At 32.4% G+C, this 25,690-nt stretch carries 26 protein-coding genes; 12 read left to right on the forward strand and 14 right to left on the reverse strand.

All coding sequences use genetic code 11. The features are described from left to right. Positions 1 to 26: 26 nt before the first annotated feature. From IMCC3317_RS16345 to IMCC3317_RS16355, 3 genes are all read left to right on the forward strand, one after another. On the forward strand, positions 27 to 518 hold the full coding sequence (locus IMCC3317_RS16345; protein ID WP_160130563.1) for an RNA polymerase sigma factor: 492 nt from the start codon (positions 27 to 29) through the stop codon (positions 516 to 518). Beyond that, entirely contained in the window at positions 511 to 1,116 is a 606-nt protein-coding gene (locus IMCC3317_RS16350) for a hypothetical protein (protein WP_160130564.1), read from the forward strand. Before IMCC3317_RS16345 ends, IMCC3317_RS16350 begins: the two co-directional genes overlap by 8 nt. A 202-nt stretch (positions 1,117 to 1,318) precedes the next feature. After that, positions 1,319 to 2,461: a methionine aminotransferase gene (locus IMCC3317_RS16355; RefSeq protein ID WP_160130565.1), complete on the forward strand. Its 1,143-nt coding sequence runs from the start codon at positions 1,319 to 1,321 to the stop codon at positions 2,459 to 2,461. A 55-nt stretch (positions 2,462 to 2,516) separates the two neighbouring features. Here the strand turns inward: IMCC3317_RS16355 and IMCC3317_RS23210 are convergent, their stop codons facing one another. From IMCC3317_RS23210 to IMCC3317_RS16375, 7 genes are all read right to left on the reverse strand, one after another. Then, positions 2,517 to 2,654, reverse strand: a complete 138-nt coding sequence (locus IMCC3317_RS23210; protein ID WP_170293853.1) for a hypothetical protein — start codon at positions 2,652 to 2,654, stop codon at positions 2,517 to 2,519. A gap of 33 nt (positions 2,655 to 2,687) precedes the next feature. Then, complete coding sequence (locus IMCC3317_RS23215; protein WP_170293854.1) at positions 2,688 to 2,843, reverse strand: class I lanthipeptide; 156 nt, start codon at positions 2,841 to 2,843, stop codon at positions 2,688 to 2,690. Positions 2,844 to 2,877: 34 nt separating this feature from the next. After that, the gene (locus tag IMCC3317_RS23220; protein ID WP_170293855.1) at positions 2,878 to 3,039 is read right to left on the reverse strand and encodes a class I lanthipeptide; all 162 of its coding nucleotides are present in this window, start codon (positions 3,037 to 3,039) and stop codon (positions 2,878 to 2,880) included. Positions 3,040 to 3,286: 247 nt separating this feature from the next. Next, positions 3,287 to 3,448 (reverse strand): hypothetical protein, encoded by a 162-nt coding sequence (locus IMCC3317_RS16360; RefSeq protein ID WP_160130566.1) that lies wholly within the window; start codon positions 3,446 to 3,448, stop codon positions 3,287 to 3,289. A 90-nt stretch (positions 3,449 to 3,538) separates the two neighbouring features. Further along, positions 3,539 to 5,233, reverse strand: a complete 1,695-nt coding sequence (locus IMCC3317_RS16365) for a helix-turn-helix domain-containing protein (protein ID WP_160130567.1) — start codon at positions 5,231 to 5,233, stop codon at positions 3,539 to 3,541. Positions 5,234 to 5,501: 268 nt separating this feature from the next. Continuing rightward, positions 5,502 to 5,642 carry a hypothetical protein gene (locus tag IMCC3317_RS16370; protein ID WP_160130568.1) on the reverse strand — a complete coding sequence of 47 codons (141 nt, stop codon included), beginning with the start codon at positions 5,640 to 5,642 and terminating at the stop codon, positions 5,502 to 5,504. Between the two features lie 237 nt (positions 5,643 to 5,879). Continuing rightward, a complete protein-coding gene (locus IMCC3317_RS16375; RefSeq protein WP_160130569.1) occupies positions 5,880 to 6,764 on the reverse strand; it encodes a thioredoxin family protein in 885 nt (294 codons plus the stop codon). Positions 6,765 to 6,986: 222 nt separating this feature from the next. Here IMCC3317_RS16375 and IMCC3317_RS16380 point away from each other — a divergent pair, with 222 nt between their 5' ends. From IMCC3317_RS16380 to IMCC3317_RS16395, 4 genes are all read left to right on the forward strand, one after another. Next, positions 6,987 to 7,955 (forward strand): sensor histidine kinase, encoded by a 969-nt coding sequence (locus tag IMCC3317_RS16380; protein WP_160130570.1) that lies wholly within the window; start codon positions 6,987 to 6,989, stop codon positions 7,953 to 7,955. Continuing rightward, positions 7,952 to 8,674 (forward strand): LytR/AlgR family response regulator transcription factor, encoded by a 723-nt coding sequence (locus IMCC3317_RS16385; protein ID WP_228054827.1) that lies wholly within the window; start codon positions 7,952 to 7,954, stop codon positions 8,672 to 8,674. Before IMCC3317_RS16380 ends, IMCC3317_RS16385 begins: the two co-directional genes overlap by 4 nt. A gap of 126 nt (positions 8,675 to 8,800) precedes the next feature. Next, entirely contained in the window at positions 8,801 to 9,583 is a 783-nt protein-coding gene (locus IMCC3317_RS16390; RefSeq protein WP_160130571.1) for an amidohydrolase, read from the forward strand. 89 nt (positions 9,584 to 9,672) lie between these two features. Further along, positions 9,673 to 10,752, forward strand: a complete 1,080-nt coding sequence (locus IMCC3317_RS16395; RefSeq protein WP_160130572.1) for an AAA family ATPase — start codon at positions 9,673 to 9,675, stop codon at positions 10,750 to 10,752. A 7-nt stretch (positions 10,753 to 10,759) separates the two neighbouring features. Here IMCC3317_RS16395 and IMCC3317_RS16400 read toward each other — a convergent pair whose 3' ends face one another. Beyond that, positions 10,760 to 12,403, reverse strand: a complete 1,644-nt coding sequence (locus tag IMCC3317_RS16400; protein WP_228054829.1) for an Ig-like domain-containing protein — start codon at positions 12,401 to 12,403, stop codon at positions 10,760 to 10,762. Between the two features lie 33 nt (positions 12,404 to 12,436). Further along, positions 12,437 to 13,126: a ComF family protein gene (locus tag IMCC3317_RS16405; protein WP_317172552.1), complete on the reverse strand. Its 690-nt coding sequence runs from the start codon at positions 13,124 to 13,126 to the stop codon at positions 12,437 to 12,439. Positions 13,127 to 13,178: 52 nt separating this feature from the next. Here IMCC3317_RS16405 and IMCC3317_RS16410 point away from each other — a divergent pair, with 52 nt between their 5' ends. From IMCC3317_RS16410 to IMCC3317_RS16430, 5 genes are all read left to right on the forward strand, one after another. Continuing rightward, a complete protein-coding gene (locus tag IMCC3317_RS16410; protein ID WP_160130573.1) occupies positions 13,179 to 13,583 on the forward strand; it encodes a hypothetical protein in 405 nt (134 codons plus the stop codon). Between the two features lie 116 nt (positions 13,584 to 13,699). Beyond that, positions 13,700 to 14,254, forward strand: coding sequence for a class I SAM-dependent methyltransferase (locus tag IMCC3317_RS16415; protein WP_160130574.1), 555 nt, complete (start codon positions 13,700 to 13,702; stop codon positions 14,252 to 14,254). Positions 14,255 to 14,289: 35 nt separating this feature from the next. Further along, positions 14,290 to 15,831, forward strand: a complete 1,542-nt coding sequence (locus tag IMCC3317_RS16420; protein ID WP_160130575.1) for a glycine--tRNA ligase — start codon at positions 14,290 to 14,292, stop codon at positions 15,829 to 15,831. A gap of 354 nt (positions 15,832 to 16,185) precedes the next feature. After that, complete coding sequence (locus IMCC3317_RS16425; protein ID WP_160130576.1) at positions 16,186 to 18,564, forward strand: DUF2339 domain-containing protein; 2,379 nt, start codon at positions 16,186 to 16,188, stop codon at positions 18,562 to 18,564. 305 nt (positions 18,565 to 18,869) lie between these two features. Next, on the forward strand, positions 18,870 to 19,697 hold the full coding sequence (locus IMCC3317_RS16430; protein WP_160130577.1) for a hypothetical protein: 828 nt from the start codon (positions 18,870 to 18,872) through the stop codon (positions 19,695 to 19,697). Between the two features lie 105 nt (positions 19,698 to 19,802). On the opposite strand, the gene IMCC3317_RS16435 is transcribed toward IMCC3317_RS16430, so the two are convergent. The 5 genes from IMCC3317_RS16435 to IMCC3317_RS16455 all read right to left on the reverse strand — a co-directional run bounded on the left by IMCC3317_RS16435 (position 19,803) and on the right by IMCC3317_RS16455 (position 25,646). Continuing rightward, entirely contained in the window at positions 19,803 to 20,375 is a 573-nt protein-coding gene (locus tag IMCC3317_RS16435; protein ID WP_160130578.1) for a hypothetical protein, read from the reverse strand. 107 nt (positions 20,376 to 20,482) lie between these two features. After that, positions 20,483 to 23,896 carry a hypothetical protein gene (locus IMCC3317_RS16440; RefSeq protein WP_170293856.1) on the reverse strand — a complete coding sequence of 1,138 codons (3,414 nt, stop codon included), beginning with the start codon at positions 23,894 to 23,896 and terminating at the stop codon, positions 20,483 to 20,485. Between the two features lie 172 nt (positions 23,897 to 24,068). Beyond that, the gene (locus IMCC3317_RS16445) at positions 24,069 to 24,485 is read right to left on the reverse strand and encodes an arsenate reductase ArsC (RefSeq protein ID WP_160130579.1); all 417 of its coding nucleotides are present in this window, start codon (positions 24,483 to 24,485) and stop codon (positions 24,069 to 24,071) included. Positions 24,486 to 24,548: 63 nt separating this feature from the next. Continuing rightward, positions 24,549 to 24,881: an ArsR/SmtB family transcription factor gene (locus IMCC3317_RS16450; protein ID WP_160130580.1), complete on the reverse strand. Its 333-nt coding sequence runs from the start codon at positions 24,879 to 24,881 to the stop codon at positions 24,549 to 24,551. Positions 24,882 to 24,953: 72 nt separating this feature from the next. Next, positions 24,954 to 25,646: a YtxH domain-containing protein gene (locus IMCC3317_RS16455; protein ID WP_160130581.1), complete on the reverse strand. Its 693-nt coding sequence runs from the start codon at positions 25,644 to 25,646 to the stop codon at positions 24,954 to 24,956. Positions 25,647 to 25,690: the final 44 nt, after the last annotated feature.

Raw genomic sequence — 25,690 nt, forward strand, 5'->3', positions numbered from 1 at the left:
ATTTATATAAAATGTAAAACACGCGCATGCGAGAAGATTATTTCAAAGAAATCATCACACATCACAAAGACAAAATCTACCGAATTTGCTTTGCATATCTCTATGAAAAAGAATTGGTAGATGATTTGTATCAAGAAGTATTAATCAACGTATGGAATGGACTCAAAAATTTCAAAGGAAATTCAAAACTAACAACTTGGTTGTACAGAGTTACGCTAAATACAACAATTACGTTCAACAGAAATACTAAAAAACACCTGTCACTTTTTAATAATGAATTGCCCGATACGTTTGAAGCAGCCATTGATACAGAACGGCAATCGCAAGAAAATCGTGTGAATAAACTCATGCAATGTGTACAAAAACTCAAAAAAGACGAGCGGTTAATTATCAGTTTAGTTTTAGAAGAACTGAGTTACAAAGAAATTGCAGACATCATCGGAATCGAAGCCAACAATGTTGGTGTTCGTATTAGTAGAATCAAAAAACGACTTTTAAAAATATACAATAATGAATGATTTCAACGATTTACAAAACGATTGGAACTCAGTTTCTTCTAAAGAAATTGAACGAAAAGATGTGAGCGATTCATTATTTGGAAAGCTCAAAAAACTACAACGCAAAATTGTGTTTGGAAACGTATTAATGAGTATTTCTTTTGCAGTAATATTTGTAGTTTTTGGTTGGTTATGGAAGGCAAATCCGCTCAAAGAACGTTCGGATAATTTCTATTTAGCATTAACATTTATGTTCATTCTATTAACTGTGACTTTAGCAATGATGTGGTATCGCGTATTATTTTGGCGTACGCCGAATGATATTTCGGAAAACATGAAATCATTCGCGACGAAAATGCTGAAAAAACTAAAATATTTCAAGTGGATTACCAATTTTTTTATGCCAGTTTATTTGGTATTATTAGCTATTGGAATGACGATTTATTTTCAAGATGTTTTGCATGAAGCAACGTTGCAATTTAAGTTGATAGCATACGGAATGACATATAGTTGGCTGTTAATTGTTGGATTTATCATCGTTCGAAAAAAGCAACAAAAAAACAACAAAGACGTAGATCCGATTATTGAAAATTTAGAAGAAATTCTGGAGAATTTTTAAATAGATAAAAGAGTCAAGAATATTGTTGTAAGATGTTTTGAATGGATTTCGTCATGCTGAACTTGATTCAGCATCTCACTAGACATACAGAAATGCACTTTTTGTTCAATATTGACGCTTTAATTTATTATGCTTAATTTTCAACAGACAACAGACAACAGACAACAGACAACAGACAACAGACAATAGACAACAGACAATCATGAACCACATTTCCAAACTTCCAAACATAGAAACCACGATTTTTACCGTGATGAGTCAATTAGCAGCACAGGAAAACGCAATTAATCTTTCTCAAGGATTTCCTAATTTTCCTTCTGATCCAAAATTGATTGAACTTGTTCAGCAAGCATTGCGTGAAAATTACAATCAATATGCGCCAATGCCAGGCGCGTTAATTTTACGCGAAGCAATTGCAGAAAAAATGGAATTATTGTATCAACGAGATTACAATCCGGCAACAGAAATTACGGTTACAGCAGGCGCAACACAAGCTATTTTTACCATTATAAGTGCATTTGTACGACCAACTGACGAAGTCATCATATTTACGCCAGCATACGATTGTTACGCACCAGCGGTTGAGGTTCACGGTGGAAAAGTAATCCCGATTCAGCTGAAAGGAAAAGAATTTTCAGTGGATTGGAATGAAGTTCGAAGTAAAATTACGACGAAAACAAAGTTGCTAATTATCAATACGCCGCACAATCCAAGCGGAACGGTTTTGTCAAAAGCAGATATGTTAGAATTGTCGTCAATTCTAGAAAATACAAACATTATATTATTGAGTGATGAAGTCTACGAACACATCATTTTTGATGGCGCACAACATCAAAGTGCGGCTTTATATCCGAAACTTGCCGAACGCGCTTTTATTACAGCTTCTTTTGGGAAAACATTTCATAATACAGGTTGGAAAATGGGCTATTGCGTTGCGCCAAAAGCATTGATGCACGAATTTAAAAAAGTACATCAATTCAATGTGTTTTCAGTGAATCATCCGATGCAAATTGGAATTGGAAAGTATTTAAAAAATCCAAAGAATTATTTGGGACTTCCGGCATTTTTCCAGCGAAAGCGAGATTATTTTCTAAATGAAATTAAAGATTCTCGTTTTACGTGGAAACCATCACAAGGAACGTATTTTCAGGTTTTATCTTATGAAAATATTACGGACGAATTTGATACCGAATTTGCCAAAAGATTAACGCGCGAATACAAAATTGCGTCCATTCCGCTTTCTGTGTTTAACACGAATAAAGAAGATCATAAATTGTTGCGTTTCTGCTTTGCTAAAACAGAAGAAACGTTAGCACAAGCTGCAAAAATTTTGAATAGAATATAAAAAGGACACTTCGAGAGTCTCAGTGTCCTTTTATTTTACCTAAATAATTTTTTCATTAATGTACTACACAAGAAGTGATGCAAATAGTTCTGAATGAACGTCCTCCACCATTTATTGTGTGTTGTTTTTTAGGATCTAAATTTGCAATTGATGCTTTTACTAATTTTAATGATTTTGTTTTTTGAGTTTTCATAAGTTTTGGTTTAATGAGGTTAATGAATAAATTTTAGTGTGCGTGACAAGATGTAACACACATTGATGTTCTACTATTACAATCGCCAATGCGTGTGCGTCCACCAACAACTTCTTGTTGTGTTTGTGGATCTAAATTTGCAATTGACGCCTTTACTAATTTTAGTGATTTTGTTTTTTGAGTTTTCATAAATTTTGGTTTAATAAAGTTAATAAGTTAATTTTTAGTGAGCGTGACAAGAAGTAGCGCATACAGAATATTCTATACTTCCGCAACCTGTCCAAGGGCTTGTTCTACCACCGATAACTTCTTGTTGTGTTTGTGGTTCCAAATTTGCAATGGAAGCTTTTACTAACTTCAGTGATTTTGCTTGTTGTTTTTTCATGGTTTAAAGTTTAAGATTGTTTAATAATTCACTTCTTATATAGGTTACAAATATTCCCTAATATTTCGCGATTTTTGTTTCTTAAAAGTATACTAGAAATTGCGTCATTCAAAAGATTGTTAACGCAAGAAGCATAAAAATTGTAGCAATTGAGGTAAGAGAAATTATATGAAAATTAGAAAGTGAAGCATAAAAAAACCAGAAGCTAAACTTCTGGTTTTTGAAAAATTATACGATATAATTACTGTTAATAACAAACAATGTCTCCACATTGTGTAGCCATTCCAGAATTTCCAAGTCCCGTATCTCCTTGGCGAGTTCCGCCTTTAAGTTGCATGGAAATTTTTTGATTAATTTGAGAGATAGTTGCTTTTGTAAGCTTCAATTTTTGTAACTGCTTTACTTTCATAAATTAAGATTATTTAGTTAGAATAATGTGAAAGATAGCATATTCAAAAGCTAAAACATATAATGGTGTACTATGTAAACCTCAAATTATTTAATTTGAGGTGTCATTTCCTAATGTATTCTCAAGATTCTTAATATAATAGGAAGGATACAATTTTGTATACGCTTTAAAATATTTTGTAAACGAATTTGTACTCTTATATCCTATTTCTTCGGCAATATGCTTGATAGAATAGTTGCGAAATTTTGAATCTTCTTTGAGCCGTTTCAATACATATTCAATACGTAATTCGTTGATATATTCGTAAAATTTTTTCTGCTTATACGTTGTAATAATTTTAGATAAATACGTCGTGTTGGTCTTTACTTTTTTTGAAATTGTTTGTAGCGTGCAATTACTATTTAGATAAAAAAGTGATTGTTCTAACTTATCCAAACGCTCTAAAATGGCTTGTACTTTTTTATCTTCAATAGTAAAATTAGCTTTCTTTTTTGGTACTTTTTTAGCTTCAATTTGTGAAACTAGTTTTTCAAAAATGACTTTATTTTGTTTTCTAACTTTGATGAATTTAAACAAGAAAAAGCCACACAATCCTAACACAAAAAATGTGAACATAATTACATAAACCAATCTATTTCTCAACTTAGATGTCAAGGAAGAAAGATCATCATTTTCTTTGCGAACCGTTTCATATAAATCTTTAATAACTTCAATTTGTCTCGTTTCGTTGTATTTATTTAACTCTATATATTTTTGCGTATACGCTAAATAGTATTCGTTTTGTTGAAGTTGCTCATACGAATTTGCCAACGTACGATACGTTCCTAATAATTCTGGCGGATTGAAACTATCTACTTTTTCCGTATTTTTTGTAGCAACAATAGTTTCTACTTTTTTAAGAAATTCAACGGCTTTTTGATAAGATTTTAATTCGTAATATGATTTTCCTATATAATAATAGATTTCTGTTAATCGTTTTTGATTATTGAGTCCTTTTGTAATCTTTTCTGCTTTGGTTAAATATTCAATAGCTACTTCAAAATCACCTTTGATAAAATAGGCAATTCCAAAATCGATATAAAAATAACTCACACCTTCATCGTCGTTAATAGCCAAACTCTTTTGCAATCCAATTTTAGAATAATGCAAGGTAGAATCGGGTAGTTGTAAACGTAAAAACGTGCCGCCAACGCCCATATATGAATTAATTGCAATCAATGGATCTTCAAATTGATATTGATCGGCTAATTGCGCATTGTGTTTGTAAATTTCCAATGCTTCATCAAAAAATCCCATGCGCCTTTTTATCTTCGCAATATTGGCTTTTGCTTTAATTTTTAATTGAATATCGTTTCGTTGATTTGCAATGTCTAAGGCTTTTAGGTAACTCGCCAACGCTCTCTTATTATCGCCAAGATTTATAATTGCAGTACCTTTTGTAAGATATGATTCTGCCAGCGAAACGTCATTATTTAACTTCTTTGCAGTTACAATGGCGGAATCACAATAGTGAATAGCAAGCGAATAATTTCCTTCAATAGTAGCAATGCGTGCATTTTGAAAATGTGCATTAAAAACACCTTCTGTGTCGTTTGTATTTCTACTTTTTTCTAGCAGAATTTGTGTGTATTTTTTGGCTAAATCAGGATTGGAATGTTTCTGTTGAATGATAAATTCTAAGATTTCTTTTGAAGATGCATTTTCGGGCATTTCTTGCGCAAAGGTGTTTGAAGCAAATACTATGAAAACAATATAACTCCAAAACGTAACTACCTTTCGTATCATAAAAACTTGATTTTGAGAAAATGGAATGCTCTTTTTTGAAAAGTACGTTAAAAACTGTGGTAGGGCATTTTTAATTATGACTTTTCATGAAAGAAGATAAAGAGTTAAAAATAATAATAATAAAATATATACATCTTGTTTTGAGTTTTATTTAATCTTAAAAAGGAAGAATGTAAAAAACAGCAATAAAATTTTTGCATCATTTCAATAAAAAAAGCTTCTCGTCGAGAAGCTTTTTCATATACATTGTTCTTAAAACAATCTTTTATTAATGGTGTTGGCAACATGGAGCTGCTGGTCCATCAGAGGTTGTCGGACGGAGACCTTTTCCTTTAATTTGATCTAAACTCTCCAAACGTGCAATTGCCATTTTTGCTAATGCTAACTTTTTGATGCTTTTTACTTTCATGGTTATAAATTTTTAAATTGGTTATGATCTAAATATAACTATTAAATAAGAACAAAGCAATTTTGCTCAAAAAAAAATAAGTATTTGCGGATAGAATAGACAAAGAATTAACTTTGTTTTTTATCATACTCAAGTTAAAATAATTTTTGTGCTCCAGTGTCTAAACACAAAAAGCAACGCCAAATCTCACATGGAGAAGCGTTGCTTTTCTAAACAAACTTTGCGTTGAAATTAGTATCACTGCATTTTGGCTAACATTGTCTTAGCATTTGTATCATTCGCATCCAACTCCAATACTTTGTGGTAGTTTTCCGTTGCTTTTTCATAATTTTTTGCAACAAAATAGGCTTCTGCCAAACTATCATAACAGTTTTTATCTGTTGGAAATAATTTTGTATTTATAGTAAAAACGGTAATCGCTTTTGATGTCGCTTTCGCGCGAAGCAACACATAACCATATGTATTTAATTCACTTAAACTTTTTGAATACGCCTGTAGTTTGGAAGTCACTTTTTCTAAATTTTCAGTTACGTAAGAAGCGCCTTTTTTAGTGAAAATATGATCCAATTGCGAAACAACTTGATACTTATGTTCGTATGATTTTCCACGACAAATTTTCAACAAATCGGCTTCCAAACTTTCCACAGGATGTTCTACAATACGTCCAACTTCCTTTCCTCTTTTATTGTATACAATAAAGGTTGGAACTCGATGAATATTCAAGTCTTTTTCTTCACCATTTGGTCCTTGTTTATAAGATTCTCGAACATTATTAAGTCCGACAACGCGTAAGTTGCTTTCAGGAAAATTGGCAGCTTCTAACACTTTATAAAGCTTTGGTACTTCACTTTTGCTATCGCCACACCAAGTTCCCATAAATACTGTAATTGTATATTTTTTAAGGGTTCGCTTGAGTTTTTTCACAATAACTTCATCAGGTTTGTACGCTTCGTAATTTGGTGTAAACCAGGAATTAAAAGTGTTCGACGTAAAACCATCTTTGGTAATTTCGCCCAACATTTTTTCACGACCTTTTGCATCTTTGGTAACCTGATTCACTTCTTGCGAAAGCGAAATTTGACATAGTAAAAGAAATGTAATTGCGATGATAATTCTGTTCATTTTTTGATTGTTTTAAATTGATGATTCAAAACTTCAACAATTAAGAATAATACACTAAAAAAGTGTACAACACGTTCAAAAAATAGTATGAAATACATGGAATCGTGCAACACATTTCTTGTAGTTAAAACAGACGTTTGTACAGCAAAACGCGTATTTTATCCGCTAATATTTGAAGAACGCTGCGTTTATTAGTACTTTGAATGCTTGTAATAACCGCACATGAATTTTTTTAGCCATAAAATTTCTAAAATACTGATTCATATTCTGTTTTGGATTTTGTTCACTTTTGTTTCTTTATTTTACTTTTCAGATTATTATTGGGCAGAAAATCCGTTTCTACAATACTTATCTATTTTAGTCATTATTGTGTATGCGAATGACTTTATTTTGTTGCCTTTTTTTGAAAAAAGAAAATGGTATACAATCTACATTCTCATCATTGCATTGATTAGTTTTTTAGCCACACAATTGTATTGTTATGCTTTTGCAGAATGCGGTTGTAGCGTTGTAAAATGCTTGTCAGATTATGTGTGGCAAACCATTGTTCCGATTATCTTTTTCTCCTTTATTTGGATGTTGTTTCGGTATTTGGAGAAGAAAGATGAAGTAGAAGCAATTCAGCTAAAACACACGGAAATGGAGTTAAAATTCCTTAAATCGCAGATAAATCCGCATGTATTATTTAATAATTTAAACACGATTTATTCGTATTCATTAGAAAAACCTGCGCAAGTACCTGAGTTGATTTTGATGTTGTCCAATAATTTAAAACATGTGTTATATGAAAGCAATGCAACGTTTGTTTCGCTTGAAAAAGAACTCACATTTATAGACAATTATATTGCGTTTCAAGAAATTAGAACCGAAGGAATTAAAACGATTCACTACAAAAAAGAAGTTTCCCAATTCAATTATGAAATTGCACCTTTGTTATTGATTACTATTATTGAAAACGCTTTTAAACATAGCACAATAGACACACATATTCATATAAAAATCAAAGTAGAAAATGACACGTTAGCATGTGTTTGTACGAATGATTTTGATGCAACAAAAATAGGTGCAGTCGATCAAATTGGTTTGCAAAACCTTAAAAAACGATTGGATTTAATTTATAAAGACACCTACGAATTGAAGATTGAAGAGAAAGAAAAGTATTGTGTAACGTTAAAATTACAATTGAAATGAAGGAGTTGAATAAGCTGAAATGTATTATTATTGAAGATGAAATTCCTGCACAACGCATTCTGAAAAGTTATATTGAAAAAGTATCACATTTGGAATTAGTGGCAACATTTAATGCTGCTTTAAAAGCATATGACACGTTATACACAGAAGATATTGACTTGATTTTTTTAGACATTAATTTACCCGATATTTCTGGATTGAGTTTTCTGCGAACGCTCAAAAATCCGCCAACAATTATTATGACAACTGCGTATCCTGATTATGCAGTAGAAAGTTTTGAGTTTGAAACCATTATTGATTATTTAGTGAAGCCGTTTTCGTTGGAACGTTTCCTAAAGGCAATTCAAAAAACACAGCGGAATCAACCCAGAGTTACTTCTGCGGAAGCGACAAAAGCAGTTTCGGACACCTTATTTTTAAACGTTGATAAAACCTTTTATAAAATTCAGTTTCAGGATATTTTTTATGTCGAATCCGAACGAAATTACCTCACATTAGTAAGCAAACCGCAAAAACTATCTTTTATAGGAACATTGCGCACTTGGAAAGATAAATTGCCTGAAAATCAATTTGTTCAAATTCATAAATCGTTTGTGATTAATAAAGATCATGTTGATAAAATCACGGGAAACGAAGTGTATATTCACGACAAACGCATTCCGATTGGAAGAACTTTCAAAGCGAGATTGTTTGAAGTGTTGGATATTACTGGGAAATAACCTTTCGACTCCGCTCAAGGTACTACAAATAGATTTTTAATTAGTCATTTAATATCATTTGGATTCGTGTTTTTTTGTAAATTACAAACCTGTCACATTGAGCGGAGTCGAAATGAAAATACCAACATGCAAAACCAACAACTAAAAATAGCGTTACTACAAACCAATCTTATTTGGGAAAACCCTGCGCAAAATCGGGTGCAATTAGCCAAAAAAATCAACGCAATTACGGAAACTATCGATTTAATTGTTTTGCCAGAAATGTTCACTTCTGGTTTTACCATGAAACCCGAAGTTGTTGCCGAAACCATGAACGGCGAAACGATGACTTGGATAAAAGCATTAGCAAAAGCCAAAAATGCCGCGATTACGGGAAGTTTAGTCATTACAGAAAATGGAAATTATTTCAATAGGTTGGTATTTGTGCTTCCTTCCGGAGCAATTGAAACGTATGATAAACGACATACATTTACCTTAGCTGGGGAACATAAAGTATATACAGCAGGAACGGAAAAGAAGCTCATTAACTTTAAAGGTTGGAAAATTTGCCCGCTAATTTGTTACGATTTACGCTTTCCTGTTTGGGCAAGAAACGTGGAGAATTATGATGTTTTATTGTATGTGGCAAATTGGCCAAAACCGCGAATTAATGCTTGGGACGCATTGTTAAAAGCACGTGCTATTGAAAATATGAGTTATTGTATTGGCGTGAATAGAGTTGGACTTGACGCGAATTCGAATGAATATCCTGGACATTGCGCAACGTATGATGTTTTGGGCGAAAAAATCACGAATATAACACCAAATAAAGAGGAAACAGAAATTGTTACACTCACGAAACCGCACATAGAAACGTATAGAAATAAATTGAAATTTTTAGATGATAAAGATGCGTTTAAATTAAATTAATAATATCTAAATTTGCGCTGATTTCAATTTTTCTCTAGAAAAATTAATATAACTTCATTCCTCCAAAATTTAATTTAAAAAATAATTTAATGGCAGAATTAATTCAAGCATTTGATTCTTATAATGAATTTGAAAGAACTTCATATTTTACTGTTTGTTTTGGCAAGTTAGCTTCAAAACTCCTCTTGGAAACTCCACTTGAAGGAAGTAAATCCAATATGGAAGACATTGTGGATACTATTGATTTTAAATCACAAAAAATAGAAGTGATTTTTAAACATTGGAGTACAGAAGATGCTAAAGATGCTGATTTTACAAAGGATTTCCCGTTTCAATATCTCCTAAAAAGCACCTCAGAAGAACTCATAATTTGGGTGTCATTAGAAAATGATGAGTTAACAGTCGATTTTCTTTATGATAATTCAGATCTAGAACTAGAGAAATGGGTAATTGCTACAAACCATAAATTGAGAACAAAATTTGGATTGAACCGAACGCCAGTATTTAAAGTATTATCAAGAAATAAAAGTAATTTTTATACTAAAGATGTAAGAACTGAAAATTTTGAATGTGATATACAAAGTATGTATAATGATGATTTTAAACAAGTTAATGATATTATTGAAGAATCATTAGCTATTGAAAAAGCAGGACTCATTTTGTTGCATGGAATTCCTGGAACTGGGAAAACATCTTATATTAAAAGCCTCATTAGCAAACATGATAAAAAGAGTTTTATTTTTATTCAGAATGAATTTGTCAATGAATTACTTCACCCAGATTTTATTTCATTCTTACTAAAAAATCAAAATGCTGTATTAATAATTGAAGATGCAGAGAAAGTGTTGACAAGTAGAGAACAACAGAATGAAAGTTCGGTTGTTTCAACAATTTTGCAATTAACAGACGGATTATTTAGTGATTATTTAAACATAAAAATAATTTGTACGTTTAACACAAGTATCAATAAGATTGATAGTGCACTTTTACGAAAAGGAAGAATGATTGCCTACTACGAATTTAAGGCATTAGTGAAACAAAAAGCGAATGAACTTTTGAAGACATTGAATGATGATTCAACTGCAACTACTGATATGACGTTGGCAGCTATTTTTAATTACCAAAACAAAAATTTTAATCAGACTGAAAAAACAAAAATTGGTTTCTAATTTAATGTTACTTTAAACCTATAAGATCTTCAATAACGTCCCAATTGGCTCTGATTTCCACTCTTTTAGGAAAGTATTTGATAACTTCTGGTTGAATCTTTTTTAGATAATTTCCAGTGTCCCATTTTCCATTTTTATTTGTATCAAAAATAACTCGGAAATAAACATTTTGAGGATCAATGAACGGAAAATTATAGAAAGGTTTTGCTTCGGTTACATATTCTTCAGCAATCAACTCTAACTTTTCATTTACTATTTGAATAATTACGGGAAACTCAGTGCCATTATATGTTAATTGAATGTTTCCGTAATCTTTATTTGCTTTAGTAGTTAATGCGTATTTCAACGTATCATTGACTTCGCCATAAAAATCGGTAATGGTTTTTGGCAACATTGTAATGTTGTAACGTTGGCTTTCTTTCTTCTCAAAGAAAAGATCCAAACTATTGTCTTTTTTATTGAATTTTGAAGTAAATTTTACTGGAATTGAATCTTTATTTTGAATAGAAATTGTAGCATCATCCACAGCAACAATTGGTGTATTTGCAGTTATTTTAAAATCGCGATTTGGCGGAATGTTTCCTCTGTAATTTACCGAAATTTTCATTGAATCTCTCTCTAATTCTTTCAACTTTACCGTAAAATCGTTGCTATATGCACCTTTAGAAACTGTAAATACTAAAGAATCTGTTGCTGGTTTTAAGTTTTCAAACCAATACCGAAGTGTATCTTTTTCGGGATCTTTCATGGTTTTGTAACGGAAATTTTCCGCAACTTCCGAATTGACTGTAATTTTCATACTATCAACTTCGCCTTCATACCCAAAAGCAATCATTCCTTTGGAAATTTGCGCTGGACGCGTAGCTCTAAATGCTGGAATTTCTTTAAACATTGTAATTTCATACATAGAATCTGTCGGAACTGTTACTTCTTGCTCCACATATCCAATTTTGTCAGATAGCGGATTAAAAGCATAATTGTTGGAAGTTTCTTTTAAAGCAACCATTTTATAGGTTCCTGCGCGCAAATTGGAAAGTTTAAATTCAGTCAAACTATCCAATGTATTTGTGATATATGTTGGGGTTTTATTATAAACTGTGGAATCGGTATACGTAGAATCAATTTCATACAACATCACAGAAACAAATTTTTCTGGACTTCTGTTTACTGCATCTTTAATGGTTCCGCCAACTTCTAAAGAATCAATATACGAACCTGTGGAAAACACATATTTAAAATAATCGTACGGAATACCTTCATTATTATCTACAATACTTTTTCCAAAGTTGAACGAATACGTCGTATTTGGCTGCAATGTGTCTAAAATTTGAATATCAATATATTTACTGGCGCTTCCTTGCGGATAAATAATATAGCCGCCTTCTTTAATTGGAGGCGAAATAATTAATTGCTTCTGAATATCTTTTACTTTGATATATTCATCGAAATAAATTCGAATTCGTTTTTTGTCAAAATTAGTACTGAATTCTTCTGGTTGCGCTTTCACCAATTTTGGTGGCGTTTTGTCTGCATCGCCGCCAGTTGGAGTTCCACGTTTGGCACAATTGACAAATGACAAAAGTAAGAGTGTAACTAAAAAGAAAAATATAAAACGTTGTTTCATTAAAAAGTCTAAAATGATGTGATACAAATTAACTAATTATTTTTGGTACTAGCGCAGACTTTAACTTGCTATTGACATTGTTGCAATACTAATCTTGATATTTGGGATATTTTTAAGCGTTTGTGCGCATGCTTCCAACGTTGCGCCAGTGGTTATTATATCATCAATGAGTAAAATATGCTGTCCTTCCAATTTTTCTGCATTAGTAATCTCAAACGAATGTTGTGTGTTGAGCCAGCGCGCAGCACGTTTTTTAAATGCTTGTGTTTTGGTGTTATTTATTTTGACAAGAATGTCGTCTGCATATTCCGCTTCTAAATGTTGTGCTAATTGTTCGCCAAAAGTTGTCACTTGATTATAACCACGTTTTCGCAATCGTTTTTTGTGCAACGGAACAGGAATAATATGTGTAATAGTACTGTAAGATGCTTCTTGTTGTAATGCGTTGCCTAATAATTTTCCTAAAACGGTGCCAACTTCTTGTCTTCCTTTATATTTTAGTTGATGTAATAATTGTTGCACCATTCCATTCTTTTTATAATGTAGTAATGCAGTTGCGTTTTCTATATGAACACGCCCATAAAAAGTGTTTAGTACAGGATTTTGATGATGTTTATGAAATGATGTAAATGGAAGATCGTGACGACATTTCGTGCAAATATGCGCCTCTTGATGCATTAATTTAGCATTGCAACCCAAGCAAATTCTTGGAAAAATGGAAGTAATAATATTATTTAATATATTTGTCAACTGGAAACGTTAATTTTTTTAACACATTAAATATAAAAGTACTACTTTTTTCATGAGTGGCGTAACAAAAAATACAATACAAAAAATATTATTAATTGCACTCTCTGCAATGACTGTAGCTATGGTGCTAATTTCTGTATTTAATTATAAAGATAACAGGCAAAAAAGTGAGTATCTAGACAAAGAGAATGTTTTGGTGCAAGAAGAATTGACAGAAATCATTAAAAGTTACGATCATTTAACGAAGCATAACAATATTGACTCAGAAGAAGTTATTGCAGAAAAAACCAAAGCAAAAGAATTACTCAAAAAAATACGCCAAACGGTTTTAAATTACGAAACCATCATAACATATCGGAAGCAATTGCTTGTATTGCGAAAAAGTAACCAGCAACTGCAACATAATTTTGACGATGACAGCATATCATTTGGTAAATTGAACACTTTCGATAAGTAGCCTTTCCAATTACATCCTTTAGATACTCATAATTCGATAACGCAAAGAATACTATAAAAAAGACAGTAGTTAATGAATATTTTCTTTACTTCGCGTCATATTAAAAATCTCCAAAATTGGACAAATTAAATTTTTTTAGAGAAGCAATACGCGATATTAAAACTTCGGGAACAATCTTTCCAAGTTCACGATTTCTATCTCGAAGAATTGTAAAAAATATTGACTTTTCAACGGTTAAAGTAATTGTTGAATTTGGTTCAGGAAATGGAATTATCACCAAAGAGATTTTAAAAAGAATACAACCACACACAAAACTAATTACGTTTGAAATTAACGAAAAGTTTTTTCAATCTTTAGAAAAAATAAAACATTCGCAATTAATTATAGAAAAAGTTTCGGCAGAAGATATTATGCCAATTCTTAAAAAACACGGTTTCGAAAAGGCAGATTGTATCATTTCAAGTTTGCCACTCACCAATATTCCTAAAGAAATAAGCGATAAAATATTAGCCAACGCATACGAAGCAATGGTTGATGATAGTTTATATGTACAATACCAATACAGTCTTACCTATTACAAAAAATTAAAGGAAGTTTTCAATGATAAAGTAAAGTTATCTTTTGAAGCATTCAACATTCCACCAGCTTTTGTATACATCGCACAAAAATAGCTTGTAGCTAATCTACAAACGTTTTATATTTGCGCATGGCAAAACAAGACGATCAATTTAAGAAGGTAGTATCGCACGCAAAAGAATACGGTTATATATTTCAATCAAGTGAAATTTATGACGGATTGAGTGCTGTATACGATTATGCTCAAAATGGAGCAGAGTTAAAGAAAAATATACGCGACTATTGGTGGAAAGCAATGGTGCAAATGAACGAAAATATTGTTGGGATTGATGCTGCAATATTAATGCATCCGACCACTTGGAAAGCTTCTGGCCACGTTGACGCGTTTAATGATCCTTTAATTGATAACAAAGATTCAAAAAAACGCTATCGCGCCGATGTTTTGGTTGAAGACTACTGTCTTAAAATTGAAAACAAGATTGAAAAAGAAGTCAAAAAGGCAGAAAAACGTTTTGGCGATGCATTCAATAAAGAAGAATTTGTGTCTACAAACGGACGCGTTGTTGGCTATCAAGAAAAAATAAATACCATTCTTTCTCGTTTAGGGAAATCGTTAGAAAACGAAGACTTAGCAGACGTAAAATTATTAATAGAAGAGTTGGAAATTGCAGATCCGATGACAGGTTCTAGAAACTGGACAGAAGTGAAGCAATTCAACCTTATGTTTGGTACGAAGCTTGGCGCTTCCGCAGATAGTGCAATGGACTTATATTTACGACCAGAAACGGCACAAGGTATTTTTGTAAATTTCTTGAATGTGCAAAAAACTGGTCGAATGAAAATTCCTTTCGGAATTGCACAAACAGGAAAAGCATTCCGTAATGAAATTGTAGCGCGTCAATTTATCTTTAGACAGCGTGAATTTGAACAAATGGAAATGCAATTCTTTGTAAAACCAGGAACGCAAAAAGAATGGTACGAGCAATGGAAAGAAAATCGTATGAAGTGGCATTTATCACTTGGAATAGGAGCAGAAAATTACCGTTTTCACGATCATGAAAAATTAGCGCATTATGCAGATGCTGCTACAGATATTGAGTTCAAATTTCCATTCGGTTTCAAAGAATTAGAAGGAATTCATTCGCGTACAGATTTTGATTTAAAAGCACACGAAAAACATTCAGGTAAAAAATTACAATACTTCGATCATGAAGCCAAAGAAAGCTATGTGCCATATGTAGTAGAAACTTCAATTGGATTGGATCGTATGTTTTTAGCAATCTTCTCAAACTCATTAGTAGATGAAACTTTGGAAGATGGTTCAGAACGAACAGTTTTACGTTTGCCAGCAGTATTAGCACCAACAAAAGCGGCGGTTTTACCATTGGTAAAGAAAGATGGTTTACCAGAAATTGCTCATAAAATCATGGACGATTTAAAATTCGATTTCAACGTAACATACGATGAAAAAGATGCTGTCGGACGTCGTTACCGAAGACAAGATGCAGCAGGAACGCCTTTCTGTATTACGGTAGATCATGATACTTTGGAAGACAATATGGTAACTATTCGTCACAGAGATACTATGGAACAACAACGTGTAAAAATTGAAGATGTACGCGGTATTATTTTGAAAGAAGTTGATATGCGTAACTGGTTGATGAAAATGTAAATTCAGGATTTAGTAGATATACCAAAAGCGACTTTCGAGTCGTTTTTTTGTTTGTAAGAGGTTGATTAAGTTCGATTTAAAAAATATTTTAATAAAATGATATCAGCTGTTTTTAAAGGTTTAATTAATTTTAAATCAATAAGTTATAATTTTTATCACTTAGGTGAATAAACCTTTTTGTGTAAAAATTGTATTTAAAAAGATATATAGATTATTCATATTTGTAATTATACTGCTTATCTTCAAAATTTAGAAGAAGCCACACAAATGAACATATTTCTGTTTGTAAAAAAGAACCAACTAAGAAGCAATATAAGTTAGGCAATTTATACTGCAATTATATTTATAACGACTATGCAAGATCATTCTGAAAGTATCCAACAACTTTTAATGCGACTCGAAATACTGTCTAAAAAGCAAGATCAATTTTCTAAAGAAATTAACGATTTACGTTTTCAAATAGAAATATTAAGAGCTTCAAAATGGTCAGCTATTGCTAATGAATCTATAGAAACAGCGCAACCTATACCGAAAGAATCAATTGAAGTTTCAGCAACAGCTCCAGAGGAAATCATCGAATCTAACGTTAAGGTTTCAGCTCCAAAAATTGAAACACCAACAACGAAGCCAACACATATTGCTACAGATAAACCAAAAAATTCAAATCAAAAATCGGATTTGGAGAAATTCATCGGAGAAAATTTATTAAATAAAATAGGAATTATCATTACCGTAATTGGTGTTTCAATTGGTGTAAAATATTCAATAGATAATGAATTAATTAGTCCGTTAATGCGAATTATCTTAGGATATTTAAGCGCAGTTGCATTGTTAGGTTTTGGAATTAAACTAAAAAAGAAATACGAAAATTACAGTGCAGTATTAGTCAGTGGCTCAATAGCAATTATGTATTTCATTACGTACGCAGCGTATTACTTTTATGGGCTAATTCCGCAAATGCCAGCATTTATTTTAATGGTTTTATTTACTGTATTTGGAGTGTTTACCGCCATAAAATATGATAGGCAAGTCATTGCGCATATTGGTTTGGTTGGCGCGTATGCGATTCCATTTTTATTGAGTAACGACTCAGGAAATGTACTTGTATTATTTTCATATATGATGATAATTAACATTGGAATCTTAGTAATTGCTTATAAAAAATACTGGAAATCATTATATGGTTCTGCATTTGGATTGACATGGTTGATTTACTTTTCATGGTATTTTTCGGAATATTCAATGGAAGCGCATTTCGGATTGGCATTGTTGTTTGTTACCATCTTCTTTGTCATATTTTATGTAATGCTTTTAGCGTATAAAGTGCTCAAAAAAGAAACCTATTCAGGAATTGATATTGTATTACTCTTATTAAATACATTCTTCTTTTATGCGATTGGATATTCTATTTTAAACAGTCATCCAGTTGGAGAAGAATTTTTAGGCGTTTTCACACTTATAAATGCAGGATTACATAGTATTGTGTGTTTAATTCTATTTAAACAAAAAGGAGTAGATAAAAATTTATTGTATTTAATTATTGGTTTGGCAATCACTTTCATAACGATTGCTATTCCTGTACAATTAGATGGAAATTGGGTAACAATGTTGTGGGTTTTTGAAGCCGCATTGCTATTCTGGATTGGTCGCACAAAAAATAAAGCGATTTACGAAAAACTTGCGTATCCATTAATGTTATTGGCTTTCTTGAGTATTATCCACGATTGGACAACGCTTTATCCCGACACGTATTCTTATACTAAAGAAGCGTATCTCACGCCACTATTCAATATGAATTTTGTAAACTCACTATTCTTTATAGCTGCTTTTGGATTTATTACAAAACTGAATTTCAACAAAGAACATTCGTCTTCGCTGAAACTCGGAAAATCGGTTGCAGAATTACTTTCGTTTGCAATTCCAGGAATTTTATTAATTACGATATACTGTGCTTTTAGAGTAGAAATAGAAAGTTATTGGAATCAATTATATACAAATTCAAGTACTACAATTGATTCAGAATTTGGGGCAATTAAAAATCTAAATTACAATTTATTAGAATTCAAAACAACATGGGTTATCAATTACACATTGCTTTTCTTGTCGATATTATCTTTTGTAAATATCAAAAAAATCAAAAATGAAACCTTAGGATATCTTAATCTTGGATTAAACATATTCACAATTTTGGTCTTTTTAACACAAGGATTATATGCATTAAGCAAACTTAGAGGTTCGTATATGCGCGAAGCTTTGGGCAAGTATGAACATGTTGGATTATATGCAATTTCCATTCGCTATATTTCGTATCTCTTTTTGGCACTTATGTTAGTGGTTACCTATACATACATTCGTCAAAAATTTATCAAAAAAGACTTCAAAATGATTTTTGATTGTATCTTACACATCACAATTCTATGTGTACTGAGTAGCGAATTGATTCATTGGTTAGATTTAGCATTAATTACAAAATCATACAAACTCGGATTAAGTATTCTATGGGGAATTTACGCGCTATTCGTAATTGTTTTAGGAATCTGGAAACAGAAACAATACTTGCGAATTGGAGCTATTGGACTCTTTGGAATCACACTTGTCAAGCTATTCTTTTATGATATTGCACACTTGTCTACACTATCTAAAACGATTGTATTTGTATCTCTAGGAGTATTGCTCCTGATTATTTCATTCTTATACAACAAATACAAAAGCAACATATTTGAGGAAGAATAATACTGCATAAAGCATAAGGGAAGCGACTTTTGAGTCGCTTTTTTTATACACTACATTTTAAAGCCATAAAACAGTGCATTTCAAATGTTTACAATTGACTTGTTTTTCATTTTTACGGAAAAGACTTATATAAAGTATGGTTTATATTTAAATAATAAAAGAAAATATAATATTTTATATATGTAAATAGAATTTATATTGTAGTCTTTTACGGATTAAACTTATAAAATGTACGGTGTTTACGTATGAAATAAAACCAAATCGTTTGTAATTTTAACTTATTAATAACCAAAACACTAATCAACATGAAAAGATTTAAAATGTATTTAGGTGTGTTATTTATAACTGCCTTGACAATTACTGGCTGTCAAACTGATAGCGTGAATGAAAGCCCAGAAGAGCAGGCTAAATTTGAAACTTCTGAACGTACAGCTGTAGCAAGCAACACAACGGAAGTAAAACATGTGTATAATTACAATAGGGAAACCTTTTCTGTAAGTTATATTATTAACAATGAAACTGGAGACGTTTTAAATACTACTGGAGACGCTGGTCGTGCTGAAGAATTATTCAGTACTGATGAGCGAGCTAGTTCAGTATTAATCACAGAACTTGAAGAGTATGATGGAGCAGATGCGTCAGCAGATACAGCGAACTCAGTAGTAATCAATTTGGAAGTGTTTGATTCTGAAGATGAAATGAATGCATTTGTAGAAGAAGATGGCGGACGCATTCCTACAGGAGATGGGGAATATGCCGCTAATGCTGAAGGTCCATGTAGTGACTATGATATTTGGGGACAAGGAAGATTTTATTTCTACAAACATTGGTATTATGGAGCTGAAATGACACCATTACGAAGAACAAATAGATTCTATTATAGAGACTACACATTTGGTTCTTACAATGATCAAATGTCATCATTAATAGTCTTGAAACCTGCCAATAAAAGATCGTATACGGTATTATATCAACATTCTTGTTTTAATGGAAGAAGATTGGCATTCTACCAAAGACCAGGATATTCAGGATTTGGAGTTCCAAACTTACGTTGGTATACTTTATACAGATGGTGGTTTTGGAGAGTTTCTTGGAACGATCAAGTATCATCTAGCTTAGGAGTTGTTTATTAATATATGATGCAACGAAAGTAAAACCCATTTTTTTCATAAAAGAAAGCCTATTGTCGTTAATATAATCGACAATAGGCTTTTATGTGCTTTAAAAATAATGTTTATTTAAAATCTATAACCTAATGAAACGCCACCTCTAAAAGTGAAATCTGGAGAATTATCATCCAATCCGATATTTCGTCCGCCACCAAGTGAAATTTCTAACATAAATCCTCTTCTATTTACCCACTTTTTTCCGATTGCCAAACCAAGTGCAGCATCAAAATAATCTACTTCGTTCTCTACATCGTCAAAAATATTATCAAAATTTTCTCCAGAAGCAAACTTCGAAAACACCTCTACAAAAAGTCCTTTAGCTCCGTAATCTTCTTTATTAAAAAAGTAAAATCTAAAAAATGGCGTAAATGCAAATTTCTCATAATAAGAACCATCGTCACCGCTTCTAAAATTTAAAAATAAGGAAGCTCCATAACCATAAGCGGCATCATTTACACGCTCATAACTTAGATCAATTGCAGAGAAAAATGCAGCATCAAAGACATCTAAACGAATTTCGTGTTTACGATCGCCAACATTAAATTGGTCATCTTTTTTTTGCGAATCTTCGTCTTGTGCGTACGATTGAAATCCTATCAAAAGGAAAAGAGCTAATAATGCTCGAGTAAAATTGTTTTTCATAATAAGTACTGGTTTTGTTGTTGTATGTTGCATGATTTAGCAATAATTATACCATAAATAGATTCAAGAAGTATAAAAAGGTTGCGTCGCCATACTGTTAATAATAGTTAAAAGAATGCTTTCAGTTGCACATTTCCTGTGTGAATGGTGCGTGAGTCCTTACTTTTTCTACCAAAATAAGAAAGATTTAAATCTAAAAACTTTGTCAATTTCTTTTGAATTAAAATATTCCACGTAAGGTTTGTGCCAGGTTGCAAGCCTTCTAACATTTGATAACCAACTGGCGAGAATGCATTTCCAGAAAAATCATTCTTAAAATAATTAAACTCGCCATTCAACGCTACTTTTTGTTGATTGCTATACGCGAACGAAACACCAACCTTTTGCTGTGTCAACGATTCCATATCACCAATGCTATTCTCTTTATTCTCAAACTTATAAAACACGCTAAAACGACTATTTCTATTAAATAAATACGAAAGTGTCGGCGCTACTTTAAATAAATTAATCTCAAAGTTTTTATTCAAGAAATTCTCTGAAATACTCTCTGTTTTTCCACTACTACTAATAAAATCGGTCAACCAGAATTTACCAATCTTATGTGTAAACTGAAGTTGATGCGACGTATTAATATTTTCCTGTGAACCAATAGAAAGCAAATTCTTAGACTTTGCATTCAAATACGTATACGAAGTTGTATATTTTTGCTTCCCGCGATTAAAAAAGAGCGCATTTCGCAGACTCTGATTCAATCCTAAAACATTGGCATCTTCAGCATCATCAAACGGATTAAAATTAAAATTATCATTCTCACGACGAATCTTTCGATCTATCAAAAAAGATGCTTGATTGTAAAAATGCGATAAAAATTTCTTCATGCCAGAAGCTGCATTCCATTGCGTAGGATTCAAGGTTACAACTTGACTAAATTTATTCTGATGCGTCTTAATAAAAATTTGATTCGGCAACAACACACGTACATAAATTGCTTCATCAGGAAACTGCGCCAATTCAAACTCGTCCAACTCCTGAATTCCATTATCATTATAATCATTCCACGTGTAAACGCCTTGACCTTGATCTACTTGTACATACGTAAATTCCTGTTGTGGCAACGTTCCAGAATTGGTTTCGTACACAGTATTTAACGTAATCATTTTATCAAATAATCGCTGCTGAAACACCAAACGTGAATTCAATGATTTCTCATCAGAAATATTTTCATCTTCTTGTTTCAAGGTTCTATAATTCACAAACAATGATAACTGTGTGCTTTTATTCTGAACCAATTTTGACTTCAAAAAGTAGGTGTTTGAAGTGTTTACGCGCTCCAAATTATTAGTCCGCAAACTATCGTTCACACGATACGTAAAGCCAATTTCGGCATGAATCTTCAAGCTATCGCCAACACCAACAAATCCTGTATAGGCTTTAAAACGTTGACTCAATGGCGTAAATGTTTCTGTAGCAATTTCTTTTTGTTCGTTGCTTTCCAAGTTTAATTGCGCACCAATCCAGCTTTTGGTAAAACTATACGTAGAACGCGCGAACAATCGTAAAAAATCGGAAGTTGAGGTTACGGTTTCATTAGTTAAATAACTTCCGTTAGACTGTACTTTGAGTTTTCCAAATTTCAAATTAGAAGAAATAATATGACGATTTCCAGTGGCATTATTCTTAAAATCTAAATACTCAAAACTATACCGAGCAGTTCCGTTTTTCTCGTTAGAAAAATCCAAACCTGTCGCTAAAAACTGCTGATTTCCTGCATTAAAAATGTTATCTAAATTCCAATCACGATTAAATTCAATCGAATACAAACGCTCAATAGTTTGAAACTTTTCATCGATATAATTAAAATTTGCAAAACTTTTAATCTTCCATTTCTTATCTAACAATTGCTGTTGTACGCTAATTTTTGCAGCCAAACCTTGATTATTATCATCGTCCAAAGACGAAAACAAATTCTCATCATTATTGCTAAAACCAACTTCAAATTGTACGTCCGTTTTTTCACTTGGCGTATAACTTCCGTTCAAAACGGCAACTTGTGTTTTAGTTGGCGAAACCAACTGAATAATAGGTTCGTAATTACCTTGTAAAATGCCAGAAATTGGCGAAACATATTCGTAAATACGTCCGTTTGAAGCCGTATTAGACAACATATAATTTCCTTGATTTTCGCCAACAAGCGAGAAACGAACATCAAATAAAGTATCATCAGGATTGTTTGAAAACACAAAAACTTCCATGCCGTCAATGATTTCTTTTTTATATAAAATTCGGTTCTCAGAAAACTCCTGTTCCACCGCAGAAGGCGCAGACATTAATTGTTGATTATCTCCAGCTTCGCGTAAAATGGCGACTTGTTCTTCAGATAAATTTTGTTGAATTGGCTGATTTTTAGAATCATTTTCAGAATAAATATGCCCTGCAAGTTTGAATTTTTCATGTTCGTATTTTGCGCCGCCATACGTTACAAAACGTGTATAATTATTATCTGTAAACTGATATTCAATCGTAATTCGCATTTCAGAAGTAATCGGATATTTGGACGTAAACGTGATTTCTCCCGCGTTATAATCAATCACATAATCGTTGTTTTCGCCGCGTTCTACGGGCAAACCGTTGACGAAAACCGTTTCACTTCCAGAAACAATTAAAATAAACAATTCTTCGTTCGGACCTGTCAATTTATACGGACCTTGATTTCCTTCCTGTCCTTGAAATCTACTTTGCGTATAGCGACCTCTAACGAGCGCGGCAGCAGCAAAAAGGGTAGTTTTGCTATTTTCATGTGGCAACGTTGCGGTAACGCCAACTCCTTGTACCTTTTTTTGAAAACGCATAAAATCAGTTTCTGTATTTTCAAGATTTACGTCTCCAGCACGGATTTTCCAGTTTTTACTTTCGAGTTCAATAAAAACCTGATCAAATTCGTCCAAGCGTTGTGAATATCCGCTTTCTTGAATCGGAATATTTGCGTCTTGAATTGAAGCTCGCAACGTAATAGTTTCCGAGATTTTACCAGAAATCTGTAAATCGAGTTCGGAATTCAAAACAGTATTCTGATTATTTCCAACGGTAACGCCACGCGAAATGCTTCCAGACGTATTCAAACCATCAAACAAACGTGTATTGGCAACTTCTTTATTCGATCTAAGCGAGATAATTTTATCAATATCAATCGGATTCTGAACAATAGAATTCTTATTAAAACCGCTATATTTTTTCGTCAAAAATTCTGGATATTTGGTATAGCTTACGCGAATAGAATCTGTGTTAATTTTGGCAAGATTCAAATACAAAATACCTTTCTCAAAGTCAATTCGATATGCGGTAGAATCAATCGGAATATTCTTTTTATCGGTAAGTTTAAATTGAAACGGATTGATGCTGACAGAATCCAACACAATAGAATCTTTGACTGCTACTTTTTTGATACGACGATTTTTTGTTTGTCCCTGAAGATTTACAGTGAAAAACAAGCCGATACAAAAAAATGCAAAGAGTGACTTCATTTACAACTAAACTAATTCCAACCAAAAATATTTCAATTTTCGCAGGAAAAGAAGCTTTTTAGTAGAAACGATGGAAATCTAGGTCTAATATTTCTTTATGAATGATATTTTATATTTTTTACAAACAAACAAACAAACAAACAAACAAACAAACAAATCAACAAAAAGAAAACTACAATTCCTCCGCCACAAACTCCTCACAAAACGCTCTAATCTGACCTCTAGTCTTCTTAAACGCATTAAAAATTTGCTCTTCCGAACCTTTTACTTTCGACGGATCAAAGAAGTCTTGATGAATACGTTTGGCGTTTTTACTTGGAATATGCGGACAGTTTTCCTGCGCGTGATCGCAAACCGTGATGATAAAATCAAAGTCAATATCTAGGTATTCGGAAACGTTATTGGAAGTATTTTGAGAAATATCAATTCCATCTAACTTCATAATCGCAACTGCTCTTGGATTTACGCCATGTGTTTCAATTCCAGCACTATATATAGTTGCTTTTTCTTTGGCAAAATATTTTAAATAACCGTCAGCCATTTGACTACGACAGGAATTTCCAGTACAAAGTACAAGTACATTTTTCATAATTTTGGTAAGAGTTTATGATTGTTGATTTAACATCTAGTAAACTTGTGAATCCACAGTTATTTAGCTTTTATTTTGACAGCTTACTTGAAGTTTCACAAAGAAATCATTAATTTTTCTTCGATATTGATTCAACAAATCGACATCAATTGTGTAAAACGTATTTTTCCCTTTACTTTTTTGCTTGAGTAACTTTATTCTTTTGATTTCGGAAAGATGTTGCGAAATCGTTGGTTGCGCTAATCCTGTGGCTTTTACCAAATCGTTACAATTGCAGTATTCGTTTTCGCTAATGTATTGCAATATCGCAATTCGTGCAGGATGCCCTAATACTTTTGTGATGGATGCAGTTTCGTTTTGATAGTCATCAAAAATGTGATTTTTTGTAATTCCCATGAGATATGTTTGTAACGCACTAATGCGATAAAGATAAAGAAGTTGAAAATGTTTTGCAGCTTTTCATGTTTTTTATTTTCCAAATAAACGTTGAAAGAAACTTTTCGTTTTCTTCGTAGCTTCTTCAATTGTTTCTTTGGCTTCCTCGGTAAAGTCTTCAATGCGTTCGCCAGCTTCTTCGGCAAATTCGCTAACTTTTTCTTTTACATCTCCGTAAACTTCTTTTGCTTCTTCAGATAATTCACTTGCTTTTTCTTTGGCAACTTCGCTGTATTCTCCAAATTTCTCTTTTGCTTCTTCTGCGAAATCGGCAGCTTTTTCACTAGCGACATCAGCGTATTCACTAATTTTTTCTTTGGCTTCGCCAGCAAATTCAGAAGCTTTCTCTTTCGCTTTTCCAAAAGTTTCTTTCGCTTCTTCGGCAAAATCTGCGGCTTTTTCCTGTGCGGTTTCTGTAAACTCGCTCAATTTTTCTTTTGCAGTATGTAGCGTTTCTTTTACTTCAGCTTTTAGTTCGTCTACTTTGCTTTCTTTGGCTTGTGTAGTTTCTTCTTTTGCATACTCCGTTTTTGCATCGACAGCTTCCTTAGCATCTTCTATTGTATCGTTGATTTCTTCTACTGTATTTTCTTTAGCTTCAATAGTTTCCTCCTTTATCTCTTCTGCTTTTTCACTAATAGTTTCCTTTGCATCTTCCATATTTTCTGAAACTTCGTTGGAAGTAGTTTCTATTTTTTTCTCTAAGTCGTCTTTTTTATCATCCATAATTGAACCTTTTCGATTGGAATCTTAAATGTAACGGTTTTTTT

This window comes from Kordia antarctica, from assembly GCF_009901525.1.
Taxonomy (GTDB): domain Bacteria; phylum Bacteroidota; class Bacteroidia; order Flavobacteriales; family Flavobacteriaceae; genus Kordia; species Kordia antarctica.

Bases quoted from the DNA above. Each gene is read 5' to 3' on its own strand.
- IMCC3317_RS16345 (WP_160130563.1), top strand. From the start codon at position 27: ATGCGAGAAGATTATTTCAAAGAAATCATCACACATCACAAAGACAAA.
- IMCC3317_RS16350 (WP_160130564.1), top strand. From the start codon at position 511: ATGAATGATTTCAACGATTTACAAAACGATTGGAACTCAGTTTCTTCT.
- IMCC3317_RS16355 (WP_160130565.1), top strand. From the start codon at position 1,319: ATGAACCACATTTCCAAACTTCCAAACATAGAAACCACGATTTTTACC.
- IMCC3317_RS23210 (WP_170293853.1), bottom strand. From the start codon at position 2,654: ATGAAAACTCAAAAAACAAAATCATTAAAATTAGTAAAAGCATCAATT.
- IMCC3317_RS23215 (WP_170293854.1), bottom strand. From the start codon at position 2,843: ATGAAAACTCAAAAAACAAAATCACTAAAATTAGTAAAGGCGTCAATT.
- IMCC3317_RS23220 (WP_170293855.1), bottom strand. From the start codon at position 3,039: ATGAAAAAACAACAAGCAAAATCACTGAAGTTAGTAAAAGCTTCCATT.
- IMCC3317_RS16360 (WP_160130566.1), bottom strand. From the start codon at position 3,448: ATGAAAGTAAAGCAGTTACAAAAATTGAAGCTTACAAAAGCAACTATC.
- IMCC3317_RS16365 (WP_160130567.1), bottom strand. From the start codon at position 5,233: ATGATACGAAAGGTAGTTACGTTTTGGAGTTATATTGTTTTCATAGTA.
- IMCC3317_RS16370 (WP_160130568.1), bottom strand. From the start codon at position 5,642: ATGAAAGTAAAAAGCATCAAAAAGTTAGCATTAGCAAAAATGGCAATT.
- IMCC3317_RS16375 (WP_160130569.1), bottom strand. From the start codon at position 6,764: ATGAACAGAATTATCATCGCAATTACATTTCTTTTACTATGTCAAATT.
- IMCC3317_RS16380 (WP_160130570.1), top strand. From the start codon at position 6,987: ATGAATTTTTTTAGCCATAAAATTTCTAAAATACTGATTCATATTCTG.
- IMCC3317_RS16385 (WP_228054827.1), top strand. From the start codon at position 7,952: ATGAAGGAGTTGAATAAGCTGAAATGTATTATTATTGAAGATGAAATT.
- IMCC3317_RS16390 (WP_160130571.1), top strand. From the start codon at position 8,801: ATGCAAAACCAACAACTAAAAATAGCGTTACTACAAACCAATCTTATT.
- IMCC3317_RS16395 (WP_160130572.1), top strand. From the start codon at position 9,673: ATGGCAGAATTAATTCAAGCATTTGATTCTTATAATGAATTTGAAAGA.
- IMCC3317_RS16410 (WP_160130573.1), top strand. From the start codon at position 13,179: ATGAGTGGCGTAACAAAAAATACAATACAAAAAATATTATTAATTGCA.
- IMCC3317_RS16420 (WP_160130575.1), top strand. From the start codon at position 14,290: ATGGCAAAACAAGACGATCAATTTAAGAAGGTAGTATCGCACGCAAAA.
- IMCC3317_RS16425 (WP_160130576.1), top strand. From the start codon at position 16,186: ATGCAAGATCATTCTGAAAGTATCCAACAACTTTTAATGCGACTCGAA.
- IMCC3317_RS16430 (WP_160130577.1), top strand. From the start codon at position 18,870: ATGAAAAGATTTAAAATGTATTTAGGTGTGTTATTTATAACTGCCTTG.
- IMCC3317_RS16435 (WP_160130578.1), bottom strand. From the start codon at position 20,375: ATGAAAAACAATTTTACTCGAGCATTATTAGCTCTTTTCCTTTTGATA.
- IMCC3317_RS16440 (WP_170293856.1), bottom strand. From the start codon at position 23,896: ATGAAGTCACTCTTTGCATTTTTTTGTATCGGCTTGTTTTTCACTGTA.
- IMCC3317_RS16445 (WP_160130579.1), bottom strand. From the start codon at position 24,485: ATGAAAAATGTACTTGTACTTTGTACTGGAAATTCCTGTCGTAGTCAA.
- IMCC3317_RS16450 (WP_160130580.1), bottom strand. From the start codon at position 24,881: ATGGGAATTACAAAAAATCACATTTTTGATGACTATCAAAACGAAACT.
- IMCC3317_RS16455 (WP_160130581.1), bottom strand. From the start codon at position 25,646: ATGGATGATAAAAAAGACGACTTAGAGAAAAAAATAGAAACTACTTCC.